The 14,544-nt window shown below is 36.6% G+C and carries 10 protein-coding genes; 3 read left to right on the top strand and 7 right to left on the bottom strand.

Going from position 1 to position 14,544, the window contains the following annotated elements:
- Both msbA and KO502_RS09140 read right to left on the bottom strand, forming a co-directional pair.
- A complete protein-coding gene (gene msbA, locus KO502_RS09145; protein ID WP_216022274.1) occupies positions 1–1,815 on the bottom strand; it encodes a lipid A export permease/ATP-binding protein MsbA in 1,815 nt (604 codons plus the stop codon).
- A 195-nt stretch (positions 1,816–2,010) separates the two neighbouring features.
- Positions 2,011–4,590 carry a DNA internalization-related competence protein ComEC/Rec2 gene (locus tag KO502_RS09140; RefSeq protein ID WP_216022273.1) on the bottom strand — a complete coding sequence of 860 codons (2,580 nt, stop codon included), beginning with the start codon at positions 4,588–4,590 and terminating at the stop codon, positions 2,011–2,013.
- A gap of 357 nt (positions 4,591–4,947) precedes the next feature.
- Between KO502_RS09140 and KO502_RS09135 the strand changes: the two genes are divergently transcribed.
- Complete coding sequence (locus KO502_RS09135) at positions 4,948–5,457, top strand: DUF2062 domain-containing protein (protein WP_216022272.1); 510 nt, start codon at positions 4,948–4,950, stop codon at positions 5,455–5,457.
- 136 nt (positions 5,458–5,593) lie between these two features.
- Here KO502_RS09135 and ruvB read toward each other — a convergent pair whose 3' ends face one another.
- The 4 genes from ruvB to aspS form a co-directional block, all read right to left on the bottom strand.
- Entirely contained in the window at positions 5,594–6,604 is a 1,011-nt protein-coding gene (ruvB, locus tag KO502_RS09130; protein WP_216022271.1) for a Holliday junction branch migration DNA helicase RuvB, read from the bottom strand.
- Positions 6,605–6,721: 117 nt separating this feature from the next.
- On the bottom strand, positions 6,722–7,357 hold the full coding sequence (ruvA, locus tag KO502_RS09125; protein ID WP_216022270.1) for a Holliday junction branch migration protein RuvA: 636 nt from the start codon (positions 7,355–7,357) through the stop codon (positions 6,722–6,724).
- A 251-nt stretch (positions 7,358–7,608) separates the two neighbouring features.
- Positions 7,609–8,136, bottom strand: coding sequence for a crossover junction endodeoxyribonuclease RuvC (gene ruvC, locus KO502_RS09120; protein ID WP_216022269.1), 528 nt, complete (start codon positions 8,134–8,136; stop codon positions 7,609–7,611).
- A gap of 267 nt (positions 8,137–8,403) precedes the next feature.
- The gene (gene aspS / locus KO502_RS09115; RefSeq protein ID WP_216022268.1) at positions 8,404–10,194 is read right to left on the bottom strand and encodes an aspartate--tRNA ligase; all 1,791 of its coding nucleotides are present in this window, start codon (positions 10,192–10,194) and stop codon (positions 8,404–8,406) included.
- Between the two features lie 228 nt (positions 10,195–10,422).
- On the opposite strand from aspS, the gene cmoA reads away from it, so the two are divergent.
- Both cmoA and cmoB read left to right on the top strand, forming a co-directional pair.
- Positions 10,423–11,157, top strand: a complete 735-nt coding sequence (gene cmoA / locus KO502_RS09110; RefSeq protein ID WP_216022342.1) for a carboxy-S-adenosyl-L-methionine synthase CmoA — start codon at positions 10,423–10,425, stop codon at positions 11,155–11,157.
- A gap of 285 nt (positions 11,158–11,442) precedes the next feature.
- Positions 11,443–12,423, top strand: coding sequence for a tRNA 5-methoxyuridine(34)/uridine 5-oxyacetic acid(34) synthase CmoB (gene cmoB / locus KO502_RS09105; RefSeq protein ID WP_216022267.1), 981 nt, complete (start codon positions 11,443–11,445; stop codon positions 12,421–12,423).
- A 35-nt stretch (positions 12,424–12,458) separates the two neighbouring features.
- Here the strand turns inward: cmoB and KO502_RS09100 are convergent, their stop codons facing one another.
- Entirely contained in the window at positions 12,459–14,231 is a 1,773-nt protein-coding gene (locus KO502_RS09100) for a diguanylate cyclase (protein ID WP_216022266.1), read from the bottom strand.
- Between the last annotated feature and the right edge of the window lie 313 nt (positions 14,232–14,544).

The raw sequence follows: 14,544 nt of genomic DNA, 5'->3' as shown, positions 1-14,544 counted from the left end.
TTACTCAAACTGGAAGTTATGCAATTGTGCATAAGCACCTTGTTTAGCAAGTAAACTTTGATGATCACCCTGCTCAACTATTTTACCTTGATCCATGACAATAATTTTATCGGCACTTTCAATGGTAGACAAACGATGAGCAATAACAATTGATGTTCGGTTTTTCTGTAATGCTTGTAGCGCATCTTGAATATGACGTTCAGATTCGGTATCTAATGCACTAGTCGCTTCATCTAAAATTAAGAATGGTGCGTCACATAAAAGTGCTCGAGCAATCGCTACTCGCTGTCTTTGTCCACCAGAAAGTAAGGCGCCATTTTCACCAATATTCGTTTCAAGCCCTTCTTCCATTTCTGCTGCAAATTCCATTACATGCGCACTAGTAGCGGCAGCAATAATTTCCTCTTGTGTTGCATCGGGTTTACCGTAAGCAATATTATTAGCTAAAGTATCATGAAAAAGTACAACTTGTTGTGATACATAAGAAAACTGTTGGCGTAAATCGGCTAATTTAAATGCTTCGATATTGGTGTTATCTATTAGTATTTCACCGTTAGTAGCATCGTAAAACCTAAGTAATAAAGAACTTGCGGTTGATTTACCACTGCCAGAGCGCCCTACCAGCGCTAAAGTTTCACCAGGTGCTAAATCAAAAGTAAGATCGTTTAACGCCAGCTTTATTTCTGGCGATTCTACTTTAACTGTATCGTTTTCATTCTTTGCTACTTCATAAGCAAAATCAACATGCTTAAAAGATAAAGCGCCTGATGCACGTTCAAGCGGTAGAGTGCCTTTATCTTTTTCTGTTTCTTGATCAAGTACTGAAAAAATACTAATACACGCAGCCATACCTTGTTGAAATTCACTATTAATATTGGTCAATTGTTTTAATGGCCTTAAAAGCATGGACATATAAGTGATAACACTGACAAAAGTACCTGGCGAAATATCCGTTTTAAAAATCTCAGAAGTAATAGCATAGAAAACAAAAGCAAGAGCAAAGGAGGCAATAATCTGAATAATAGGTACGCTCGCTGATTTAGTTGCATTCATTTTCATGCGCTGCTGACGATTACGTTTATTAATTAATGAAAAACGAGAAAATTCACGCTGTTGGCCACCAAAAGTTAACACTACTTTATGGCCATTAAAGGTTTGCTCTGCGGCGGTTGTAACTTCGCCCATAGCACCTTGAATATTTTTACTTACTTTTCTAAAGCGTCTAGATACCAGAGTAACAATAACGGCGATGACAGGCGTTATTAATAAAAAGATTAATGATAACTGCCAACTCATATAAAACATTAACCCTAACAAGCCCAGTACAAAAGCGCTTTGCTGCACCAAAGTTAAAATAGATTTACTCACAGAGTTTAAGACTTGCTCCGTGTCAAAAGTAACCTTAGAAATCAATGAGCCAGTTGAGTTTTGATCATGAAATGCTACCGGCATCGACATAATGTGCTCAAAAAGCTGTTGTTTTAAATCGGCAACAACATTATTACCAACCCAAGCTAAGCAATAATTAGCAATAAAATGAGCAATACCTCGAATAATAAAAGCAGCAATAATAAAGGCAGGTGCCCATTTCATAAATTCAGTGTTTTTACCTGATAAACCTTCATCAACTAAAGGCTGTAATTTTGATAAAAAGTAAATGTCGATAGTTGCATAGCCGATCATGCCCAAAATAGCGGCTACAAAACCAAGTTTGTAAGGTTTAGCGTAGCGTACAAGCCGTTTAAACGTTTGCCACGTTGTAGTTTTAGGACTATTAGAAGTAGAAGATAAGGCGTTAGTAGAAGAAGATGCCATTAGTTATGATTACTCTAGTATTACAATGATAAAAGAAGAAACGAGCGTAGCGTAAAGTTTGACTTTACCCAACCCACAATAATAAAGCTTTATTTTACCGTAGAAACGGGAATACAACCAACAAAAAGTATAGACGAAGCAAGGGCAAAATGAAGGGAACTAAAAATGTAAGATAACATATTAACTAATTACCACTTAACGACTAAACCAAAAGGGTCTTAAATCTTTTTCATAACTTTGTATTTTGTAGTCTTCATTAGTAAAAGTTACAATAATTTGCCCTAATTCCGCACTATTTAACAAAGGTATTTTAAGTGTTTCATAATGTTGCTTAACACTTGCAACAGGCATATTCCAACGATTTAAATACCCAGCGCTCACTAAAGCAATATCGGGTGATAATTGCTGTAAAAAACTGGTGGATGAGGACGTTTTAGAGCCATGATGCGGAACTTGTAAAATATCAGCGGTAAGCGTTGGATATAAAGTTAGTAATTGTTGCTCGACCTTGGCTGAAATATCTCCCGTTAATAGTAATTTTTGCCCTCTTAAATCACTAATTAAAAGCACACAAGAATCATCATTTTTTTGTTTACGGTCAATATCACTCCCTGTTTCGTCAACAGATAATGGCCATAAAATAGAAAATGATAAACCTCGCCAACTAAAACTATAACCAGGCTCACAACGATTAGTTAAGGTTTCTGTATCAGATAACCCCTTATCTGTAAATAAAGAGCGAATTGACTTTATAATATTGTCATCATTACTTAATACTTGTTTAACTTCTATATTGTTAATGAGGGGGATAATTCCACCTGCATGATCATTATCACCGTGACTTAAAATCACCTTATCGAGTGCTTTAATACCTGCATATTGTAAATAAGGTAAAATCACCGACTCTGCCATGTTAAAACCACTGGGGTAAGCCGCTCCCGTGTCATATAAAATTGCATGCTCACCTTGTTTTATGAGTATCGATAAGCCCTGCCCTACATCAAAAAATATAGTTTGCCATGAAGAGTTTTTATTCTGAGCTTGATTAGTCTTTATTGGAATACTATTGATTAAGGTACTATTTATTAAAGTACTAGTTATTTGCGCATTTTTATTTTGATTAAATCCAAATAAATTACCGTTCAGACTTAGTGTTATCATTAAGAACGTCGTAGTAAACAACAAAAATAGGCCTCGTTTACTAGCTACTTTTTGTAAGCTGGCTCGTATCAAGAATAAACATTGATTTAACCAACTGATCCCATTAGATAAAGCAAAAGGCAAAAAATAGCCAAACACTAAAATAATTATGCCCGCACAACATACAATCAATTGTTGAGAAAGCGACAGGTAGATAATAGAAAACTCCTGCTTACTAAGTAATTCAAGATATTGCCACAACCAAGTTAATGACGTTAAAGATATCGTCATAAGCCATGTAGCTAACGACTCACTGAGTGGTAGAGCCAATACTGAAAGTAATGTTGTAGGAATACTCACCGCACTCATCCAGGGCACTGCAATAATATTAGCAGCAAGAGACACTAATGATATTTGTTGAAAAAAAACAGCGGTAATTGGTATTAACATTAAAGTGAGTGCAACTTGAATAATCAACAACCCTTTTATAAAACGCCACAAAGCATTGCCACTATTTAGCCAGAACTTACACCGCCAGAGCGTGGCAAAAATAATGATAACGGCATAAAAAGATAACCAAAAGCTTGCAGTTAATAAACTAAATGGATCGATTAATAACAAAATAAAAATGGTCAGTAAAATTAAGCGCTTCACCGACAAATGAATACCTATTAAACGACTGCACCAATATAGATTTAACATGACTAAGGCGCGCTGTGTTGGCAATGAAAAACCAGCTAAATAAGCATAGAATAATGCAAAGGTTAAGCTTAGCGTTATAGCAATATAACGTATATTTATGTACTGCCAACGGGAATTTTTAATGGGTAAATAACGAGTAATAAATACCACAATAAAAAATGCACTCCCCGCAAGTAACCCTACATGTAAACCTGAAATAGCAATAAGGTGGCTAGTACCTGTGGCTTGTAAAACCTGCCAAAGCTCTGGGTTTAATGAACTGCGTTCACCAAAAGCTAATGCTAATAAAATAGGGGTAAGTGGGTGCACAGGTGTAACTTTTTGATATTGTTCAAATAACTCTTGCCTTACGCTAACATGACTAGAGACCAGCTGATTTATGTTAGGTGACGTTAGCTGACTCTTATGTGGATTAATAACATAGCCCGTTGCCACTATGTTATGTGCTTTTAACCAACTTAGATAATTAAACGAGCCTAAATTAGATAAACCATGTGCCGGCTTTAACTTTACTTTTAGTGAAAGTTTATTACCTTGTGCTATTTCAATAAGTGATTTTTTCCAATTTAATCTTACGATGATTGGCTTAATTAATGATTCGTTGTTGATATTATTAACAAGAAAGTTAAAGCGAATGGTGTCATCTGTTTTAACTTTACTTTGCAAATTAATTACTTCGCCAGCAATGATTAAACTTTGTTTTTTTTGCATTAGCTGCAAGTAAGTCTCTGGTAGTTGACTATGGTAAAGTTGCGCTTGAATTAATACGCATAACGCTCCAATCCATAATCCTGAGCTTAAACGTGACTTTTTATGAATTAAAAAGCCAATACTCAAACAAAAAAGCAGAAATAGCTGAAAACTTGTTGGCACTTCCGATAAAAACAGCGAGAATATAGCACCAAGAAAAAATGTTAGTAACCACCAATCCATAGTGATATAAATCCTTTTGATTTGTACTTGTAAATAATTGTCTCAGGCCTGCTCTTATTCGATGCGCGCTCAATAACATTATTTAAAGTACTTTATTATGCATATGCTATGCAAAGGTAAATTGGGTTACGCATTAGCACTTAATTCTGATTACCTGTTACTTTTGTTTTAGTTTTAGTTTTAGTATTAGTTTTGTTGTAGCTTGGCTTTAGCTTAATAAATTTTTACAAGGTGTTATTTATCATAAGTAACATCAATACATACTAATAGAATAGTCATAAAAATATCATTTAGATAAATTAAAATAACTAAATAAATTATTTTTATAATGTTTAGTCAAAGGACTTGTTGAATACAATGGCGAAAAAACTCTTTAAACGCTTTATGCCAGATCATCAATCAGTTAAGGATAATAAGTGCCTGAAAGTTTTTGGTAACTTATTACACAACCCTAACCTTTGGCATTTAAATCGTCACTCTGTCGCAAAAGCTTTTGCTGTCGGTTTGTTTTTTGCTTTTATGCCTATACCTTTTCAGATGTTAATAGCTGCCGCTGGCGCTATTATGTGTCACGCTAATTTGCCTTTATCTATCGCTTTAGTATGGATAACAAATCCATTTACAATGCCTTTTATCTTTTATGCCTGTTATTTGGTTGGCACTTGGGTGCTTTCGGTCCCAGAGCGTAATTTTCAATTTCAAGCAAGCTGGCAGTGGGTACTCGATAGTTTATCTACGATAGGCCCTGCATTTTTAGTTGGTTGCGGGGTGCTTGCAGTGCTGTTTTCTGTCGTTGGTTATTTTTCAATTCAAATGCTATGGCGCTACCAAACAATTAAAGCATGGCAAAATCGCCCGCACAAATAGTTATTATTCAAACAAAAAATAGCTAATTAACATATAAGCGATGTGTAGCCTAGAGCCTGTTAACTACACTATAAAACTTTAAGTAGTAAACGCTTATTGTTGAGTCATACCTTAATAGATAACCCTGTGTTCTCATTTAATCCGTTTCTACCTTTTCAATACCAAAGTGTTGGTAAGCTCGATCAGTAACAATACGGCCGCGTGGCGTGCGCTGTAAAAAACCTTGCTGAATTAAAAACGGTTCTAGTACGTCTTCAATCGTTTCACGCTCTTCACCAATGGCGGCGGCAACGTTATCTAATCCTACAGGACCGCCCATAAACTTATCAATAATAGCGTGTAGTAATTTTCTGTCCATAATATCAAAACCTTCATTATCAACTTCTAACATATCTAAGGCGTCAGCAGCAGTTTGTTTATTAACAATACCTTGCGTTTTAATATCAGCATAATCACGTACACGACGTAATAAACGGTTAGCTATACGTGGCGTACCACGCGAGCGCCTTGCGACTTCAAATGCGCCCTCTTCATCCATAGTTAAATTTAAAAAGTGCGCAGAGCGCGTAACAATAGACGCCAATTCGGCAACTTTATAAAATTCTAACCGTTGTACTATGCCAAATCGATCACGTAATGGTGAAGTTAATGCGCCGGCACGTGTCGTTGCGCCAATTAAGGTAAATGGCGGTAAATCGAGTTTAATTGAACGCGCTGCTGGCCCTTCACCAATCATGATATCGAGTTGATAATCTTCCATCGCGGGGTAAAGTATTTCTTCAACCATTGGGCTTAAGCGATGAATTTCATCAATAAAGAGAATATCGTTTTCCTCTAAATTGGTTAATAGTGCCGCCAAGTCGCCTGCTTTTTCAAGCACGGGGCCTGATGTGGTGCGAATACTCACCCCCATTTCGTTGGCTACAATATTGGCGAGTGTTGTTTTACCTAATCCCGGAGGGCCAAAAATAAGTAAGTGATCAAGTGGCTCAGCACGATTTTTTGCCGCAGGAATAAATATTTCCATTTGCGCTTTAACGTGCTCTTGCCCCGTATAATCTTGCAGCATTTTAGGACGAATAGCGCGATCAACACTTTCATCTTCAATACTCGCAACAGGCTCAATGAGGCGATCAGCTTCTATCATGGTTAGGTATTCCTTGGATTTCTATATAGTGCTTTGCTTTTACTAACATTTAAGATACTTGATTCAACATCAAATTGAAAAATTGAACAAGTAATATCATGTTTTAAATCACTTATTCTATAACATTGACTTCAATGCATCACGGATAATATCTTCACTCGACATATCTCGCTGATACACAGCTTTTACCGCTTTATCTGCTTGCACTTGTTTATAACCCAGTGACACAAGTGCATTTATGGCATCACCTTTATTATCATTTATAAAGGTAGACTCTTGATGTAATTCTGCAGACATTTGCTCAGGCATAACTCCGTCAGAGCTAACAAGGTGAATTTGCTCTGACTGCCAGTCTTTTAATCTATCACGCATTTCAATTAATAAACGCTCTGCAGTTTTTTTACCAACACCTGGAATTTTCACAATCGCACTAATATCGTCATGTCTTACACAGCTTACAAATTGATCTGCCGACATATTTGATAATATTGCTAATGCTAATTTAGGCCCTACGCCATTCACTTTAATCAATAAGCGAAATAATCGACGTTCAGTTTTATTAGCAAAACCATAGAGTAATTGTGCATCTTCACGCACTACGAAATGAGTATAAATGGTTGCCTGTTGATTAAGTTCAGGTAAAGCATAAATACTGGTCATTGGCATAGTAACTTCATAGCCTACACCACTACATTCAATTAATATTTCAGGGGATAATTTTTCTACTAACGTGCCACGTAAACGACCAATCACGATAAATACCAAAGGTTAACTAATTTAACCAAGAGAATAGCACTATACATTTATACAGTAAAGCAATGGGTCTTTGTAAAATAGAAATTGCATAACTTATATTGAATAGAGTGGATTCCCGACAAGACACTTCGGGAATGACGCGTTTATTTTAGGTGTTATATGAACTGATTTCCTCGTTCCCACGTTCTACGTGGTAATGCATATATCCATTGAGCTTAACAAAATTGATCCGCAATACAATAGAGCAGTTACCGCAAACGCCCTCTAACTGTTTTACTCGCCTGCCCTGCTAAATTAGCAATACTGATATGACTGTGCGCATGACAAAGCGCTACCGCTAAGGCATCAGCCGCATCCGCTTGTGGCGTGCCCGGCAGCTTTAAAATAGTTTTCACCATATGTTGAACTTGGCTTTTATCGGCAGCGCCAGTACCGACTACCGCTTGCTTAATTTGTCTTGCAGAATATTCACTAATAGCTAAACCTTTATTAGTTGCTGCAACAATAGCTGCGCCGCGTGCCTGCCCTAGCTTTAACGCGCCGCCAGGGTTTACGCCCATAAACACTTGCTCAATAGCAAACATATCAGGTTTGAATTGAATAATTAATTCAGACACGCCAGCGAATATAGTTTGCAAGCGCGAGGCTAAATCTTCGCCTTGGCTAAGGGCTTTTATACAGCCACTGCCAAGGTAGGTAAATTTTTGCCCTTCTTGTTTGATCACGCCATAACCTGTAAAACGAGAGCCGGGATCAATACCTAAAATTATTGTCAACTAATTATCTCTATATATTAAATTTTATAAACATGCATTTAAGTGCGAGACGTCATCCCCGTGGTGTCTTAATCAGGGATCCAGTGTTGTAATAAGATGGATCTTCGATCAGATACTTCGAAGATGACGTATCGGTATTTGCTGAATAAACTCGCTTTTTAAATCTATTGTCATCGCTTATTAGAGCATAAAAAATGCAGCTAAACATAAGTTTTAGCTGCATTAATCGAGTAATATTTTAGTTTAAAAAAACTAATTAATAGCTACTTATGCTTCGTCATCTTGTTTCTCTTCAGCTTTTTCTTCAACAATAGTCGCAACACCTAACTCTTTTAACTGCTCAGGATTTGCATTGCCTGGCGCGTTTGTTAACGGACAAGCCGCTGTTGTTGTTTTAGGGAAAGCCATTACGTCACGAATTGAGCTAGTGCCTGTCATTAACATAACTAAACGATCTAAACCAAATGCTAAACCCGCATGTGGTGGAGCACCATATTGTAATGCTTCAAGTAAGAAACCGAATTTCTCTTGCGCTTCTTCGTCACTAATACCTAGAATTCTAAATACTGCTGCTTGCATATCTTGATTATGAATACGTACTGAGCCACCGCCTAATTCACAGCCGTTTAATACCATGTCGTAAGCATCAGATAATGCGCCAACAGGATTTGCTTCTAATTGCTCTGCCGTTAAATTAGTTGGTGCAGTAAATGGGTGATGAATCGCGTGTAATTGACCGTCAGCTTCTTCAAACATTGGGAAATCTACAACCCATAACGGTTTCCACTCACCTTGTAATAATTCTAAATCTTCACCTAGTTTAAGACGAAGCGCCCCAAGTGACTCTGAAACAACGTTGTAGTTATCAGCACCAAAGAAGATGATGTCACCAGTTTTAGCGTTAGCACGTTCTAAAATAGCTTGAGCTTGCTCTGCAGTTAAGAATTTTAGAATTGGTGATTGTAAACCTTCAAGACCTGCATCTGCATCATTAACTTTTAACCACGGCATACCCTTAGCGCCGTAAATACCAACGTACTTAGTTAATTCGTCTAAGCCCTTACGTGAGAATTTTGCAGCACCTTGTGGTACACAAATAATCGCTACACGGCCTTTTTCGTCATTTGCAGGACCTGAGAATACTTTAAATTCTACATCTTTTAAAATGTCTGCAACATCTACGATCTCTAATGGGTTACGTAAATCAGGCTTATCACTACCAAAACGAGACATCGCCTCAGAATACGGCATACGAGGGAATTCGCCTAAATCAACATTGAGCATTTCTTGGAACAATTCACGGATCATTTGTTCGGTAACTTGCATTACCTGATCGCTACTCATGAATGAGGTTTCAATATCTATTTGCGTAAATTCTGGTTGTCTGTCAGCACGTAAATCTTCATCACGGAAACATTTAACGATTTGGTAGTAACGCTCCATGCCAGACATCATTAATAATTGTTTAAACAATTGTGGTGATTGCGGCAGTGCAAAAAATTGACCTTTATGAGTACGACTTGGCACTAAATAGTCACGTGCACCTTCTGGTGTTGCTGCAGTAAGTATCGGTGTTTCAATATCTAAGAAACCTAAGTTCTCTAATGAACTGCGTACTTTTGACGTTACTTTTGCGCGAAAACGTAAGCGCTCTGTCATTTCAGTGCGGCGTAAATCTAAGTAACGATATTTTAAACGTAACTCTTCAGAGTTAACTTGGTTTGAATCAAGCGGTAATGGCAGAGATTTATTTAAAATAGTTAAGTCTAAACCTAGTATTTCAATGCCACCTGTTTTCATGTCTTTATTGACTTGTCCTTCAGGACGAGCACGTACTTTACCGGTAAGTTGTACACAAAACTCGTTACGTAAAGTATTGGCTTTTTTAATCACTTCAGGTAAATCAGGATCATATACAACCTGAACAATGCCTTCACGATCACGTAAATCTAAAAAGATAACCGCGCCTAAGTCACGACGTTTGTTAACCCAACCACATAAAGTAACTTCTTGTCCGATGTGAGATTCATTAACCTCACCACAATAAAGACTGCGCATGTATTTTGTCCTATACCATTTCTATTATATTTTGTTAATAAGTGCTTAAATTGCTCTTATTACGATAATTTGCGCATATTATAAAGCAAAGATTGTTAATGTCACCCTACAACAGGCAGATGGTGAAATTAATGCGTGTGATATGTAGGCTTTAACAGATTGGTATTAATCGTTATATACGTTAAAATAGCAGCATTAATGATTAAGCCCTTAGATAAAATAGTCAAAATGAAGCATTCTGATACCGATTTAATTTACTCACAAGCACATTCTCAAGTTAAAAACTTTACCTTTGATGCGCAAGTTGTTGAAGTTTTTCCTGATATGATTTCTCGCTCTGTACCTGGTTACAACACCATAATTGAAACCATCGGTAGGCTGAGTAAGCAATTTGTGCAAAATAACAGCAACATTTATGATTTAGGTTGTTCATTAGGTGCGGCAACACTTGCCATGCGAAAAGGAATTAGCGCTACTGATTGTAAAATTATTGGTGTAGACAATTCTGTTGATATGGTTAAGCGTTGTAAAATGCACGTCGAAGCTTTTAAAGGTAATACCCCTGTTGAAATTATCGAAGGTAATATTCAAGATATCGATATTGAAAACGCGTCTATGGTCGTGCTTAATTTTACCTTACAGTTTATTGAAAAATCAGAGCGTCAAGCGTTACTCTCTAAAATAGCCCAAGGTTTAAAGCCAGGTGGTTTATTAGTGCTCTCTGAAAAAATATCGAGTAATGACACCGTAATAGATGAAGTACTTATTGACTTGCACCATAGTTTTAAACGCGACAACGGCTACAGTGAATTAGAAGTTGCACAAAAACGCACTGCGCTAGAAAAAGTAATGCTAACCGACAGTGTTGAAACACATAAAGATCGTTTAGCTCAAGCTGGATTTACTCATATTTCACAGTGGTTTCAATGTTTTAATTTCACCTCGTTTATTGCCATCAAATAAAATTACTTTAGAATCATACTTATTTAGAATAATGCTTATAATAGTTCACTCAGATATAGTGCTCTCAGATATAGTTTACTCAGAAGCTTGTTGTAATCGTCATCTTCGAAGTTTCTGATCGAAGATCCAGTACTTTAAAAAACTGGATCCCCGACAATACACCTCGGGGATGACGTATCTGAGACAATCAGCAAAGGAATGACGTATCTGAGACAATCGCCTTGGTACGATAAGTTTATAAAAATACGAAAACTTTAAATCATCTTAAAAAAGACATAATCACCTATGAACCAATTTAACTTATTTTACCAAAAAATTGCCACAAACCGTTTAAGCCATTGGTTAAATACCCTGCCCGCTCAACTTACCGATTGGCACCAAAATAATTTACATGGTGAATACAAACATTGGCAAAAAACCTTAGATGCTTTACCAAAAGTAAATCAAGGTGAACTAAGGCAAACACAAGTAAACCTGGTTGATAAAGTTGAAGTAGGTGAACTAGGTGATTTAAACCAAGGCGAATTTAAACGCCTTGAAAACTTAATGAAAAAGTTTAAACCATGGCGCAAAGGTCCTTATCATATTCATGGATTGCACATAGATACCGAATGGCGTAGTGACTTTAAATGGGACAGATTAGCCGATCACATCAGTGATTTATCAGGTAAATATGTTTTAGATATAGGCTGTGGTAGTGGTTATCACTTATGGCGTATGCGCGGCGCTGGCGCTAAATTTGTAGTCGGTGTTGACCCGACGCAACTATTTTTAATGCAATTTAATGCCGTAAAGCACTTTATCAACGATGAGCAAGTGCATCTATTACCGTTAGGCGTAGAACAATTACCAGAATTAAAAGCCTTTGATACGGTTTTCGCCATGGGCGTGTTATATCACCGCCGCTCGCCGATTGATTTTTTATACCAATTAAAAGCACAACTGGTTAAAGGTGGCGAGCTAGTACTTGAAACGTTAATTGTTGATGGCGATGAAAATACGGTATTAGTTCCAGGTGAACGCTACGCAAAAATGCGCAACGTTTGGTTTTTACCGAGTGAAAAAGCTATGTGTGCTTGGTTAGAACGCTGCGGATTTAACAACGTTCGTGTGGTAAATACCGATATTACCGCCCTTGATGAACAACGAAAAACCGAGTGGATTGATACCGAGTCTTTACAAGATTTTCTCGACCCAGAAGACAACACTAAAACCATTGAGGGTTACCCGGCGCCTAAACGCGCTATTTTTATCGCCACTACATAAACTAAAAACATAATAAGCTGAACCTTGAATTTAAACTAGCCAATCCGTTCAGCTTTGACGTTATCTCGACCTGAGACTTTAGCCTGATACATAAGCTCATCTGCTTTAGACAGTAAACTATCCAGTAATGATTCAGCACTTTCATCAACATTAATAGTAAAATCATTAATCGTAACTAAACCAAAACTTGCGGTTATTTTTATAATATCTTCATTGTTTTTTACTTCTATCGCATTAATAACTTCACGTAAACGCTCAGCTAATACTACAGCTTTATCAACATGTGTTGAATGAAGTAAAATAACAAACTCTTCTCCCCCATAACGACACACCAATTCACTATTTCTGCAAACGTTTTTACTGGTATTAGCTATGGCTTTTAACACTAAATCCCCAACACTATGACCATATTGGTCATTAATGTCTTTAAAATGATCAATATCATAAAGCAATAAAGATATTGGTTGCTGATGACGTATAGCATTAGCAATCTCTTTAGTCGCTAAACTCGAAAAAGCCCTTCGATTAAGTAACGAAGTTAAAAAGTCTTCACTGGCTACTTGCTGTAACTGCTTTTGGCTGGCTTTTAACTCTTGGGTTCTTTGCTCTACTTTATCTTCTAGTTCTTGAGCAAATTTGGTTAAGGCTATTTGCTGCTGCCAATCTCTCACCAAGTAAATAACCAAGGACGTCAGGGTAAATAAAATTAACCCCCACTGCGAAGAGCGTCCTAACCAATCAATAAAGCGATGAGCACTCATCATATCAAGCACTAACGAGATAAATAACGCTAAAACACCTACCGTCATAATAACACCGTGTATCTCAACTTTTTTAAGGTTTTTTAGGCAACCAATAAAAAGAGCAAGCACTAAAACGATAAATAGCATGTCAAAATACGGGTAAGCATTTATAAAATTAAACGAGGTAAATAAGCTTAAAAACAACACACCTATCACAAAAAACAAACTAACAAGTAACACCCCATAGGCAATTTTAGGGGTACTTTTTTTAAACCAAGTAATCATCAACAAAGCTAAAAAAGCAGGCACTAAAAAGTAACTAAATGCAGCTATATAGCGCCAACATAAAGGGTTATACCATACGGCTTGATTAAGCTCATTTTCAGCAAACATCATTAACGCAAGATTAAAAGACAAGAATCCTGTACACATGGCCACATGATTATCTTTTTTAATCATTCCCATAACGGTACTAATAATACCGACTAACAACACGACTAAAATAAATAAAAAGCCAATAAAGCCACGTTCATAAACGCCTGATAATAAATCGTATCGATCACCAATAAAGACATTACCCGACAAACCGATATCCGGGTAATTAGAATAAATTCTCAAAAAGATAGGGTGTTGATCATAATCATCAGGCAGACGAATTAGGTGCCACGGCCATCCTGAGAACTGACTATTGCCCTGAGCGTCAAAATCGCCATATTGATAAATGAGTTTGTTGTTTTGAAAAACTTGTACAGTTAGGTCGATACTACTGATAAATATATAAGGATCGCGCCAATTACCAGACGGTAAGTCTCGCTTAAGCCAAAGAATATTTTGGCTATGCTCGCTAGCACCTAAAATAGGGAGATGAGCAGCTTGCCATGTAGCACTTATACTCGACTGTGTAATTAACGGTGTTTCATTAACTTTTAATTGCTGAATATTTTTTGTCGCTAAAAGTTGACTGTCTACATCAGGTAATTCACCATCATGATAATACCAATTATTAAGGATAAGTTTTTTGCTAGGATTATCTTCAGCAGCGTATGCATCTGTATTAAATAACATACAAATACATAAAGATAATAAAGCGAAAATTATTCTCGTACTATTAATTTGAATAACTTTAAACATGCAGGCCCTAATTAAGATAAAACATTTGCTGATAGCTGAAACTTTTGTTCAGCCTTTAACTATTATTCACTAACTCAAACTTGGGATAATTAAAGCGGCTTTGGCATTTCACTTATCCGGAGCTCCATGTAACTAGTATATACTTTAAGGACATTACACGTTAATTATCTTGTAATATTTTTTAATATTTAAAAGATATGCCACAAAAATTAACGCTTATTTAATTTATTGATTACAAAAAACAAAC

It is taken from the genome of Colwellia sp. E2M01, assembly GCF_018860585.1.
Classification (GTDB): domain Bacteria; phylum Pseudomonadota; class Gammaproteobacteria; order Enterobacterales; family Alteromonadaceae; genus Colwellia.
Note: the sequence above shows the minus strand (reverse complement) of the source record. Positions and strands in the feature narration are given on the sequence as shown.

Coding starts and splice junctions, on each gene's coding strand:
- msbA (WP_216022274.1), bottom strand. CDS start 1,815: ATGGCATCTTCTTCTACTAACGCCTTATCTTCTACTTCTAATAGTCCT.
- cmoA (WP_216022342.1), top strand. CDS start 10,423: ATGAAGCATTCTGATACCGATTTAATTTACTCACAAGCACATTCTCAA.
- KO502_RS09135 (WP_216022272.1), top strand. CDS start 4,948: ATGGCGAAAAAACTCTTTAAACGCTTTATGCCAGATCATCAATCAGTT.
- cmoB (WP_216022267.1), top strand. CDS start 11,443: ATGAACCAATTTAACTTATTTTACCAAAAAATTGCCACAAACCGTTTA.
- KO502_RS09140 (WP_216022273.1), bottom strand. CDS start 4,590: ATGGATTGGTGGTTACTAACATTTTTTCTTGGTGCTATATTCTCGCTG.
- aspS (WP_216022268.1), bottom strand. CDS start 10,194: ATGCGCAGTCTTTATTGTGGTGAGGTTAATGAATCTCACATCGGACAA.
- KO502_RS09100 (WP_216022266.1), bottom strand. CDS start 14,231: ATGTTATTTAATACAGATGCATACGCTGCTGAAGATAATCCTAGCAAA.
- ruvB (WP_216022271.1), bottom strand. CDS start 6,604: ATGATAGAAGCTGATCGCCTCATTGAGCCTGTTGCGAGTATTGAAGAT.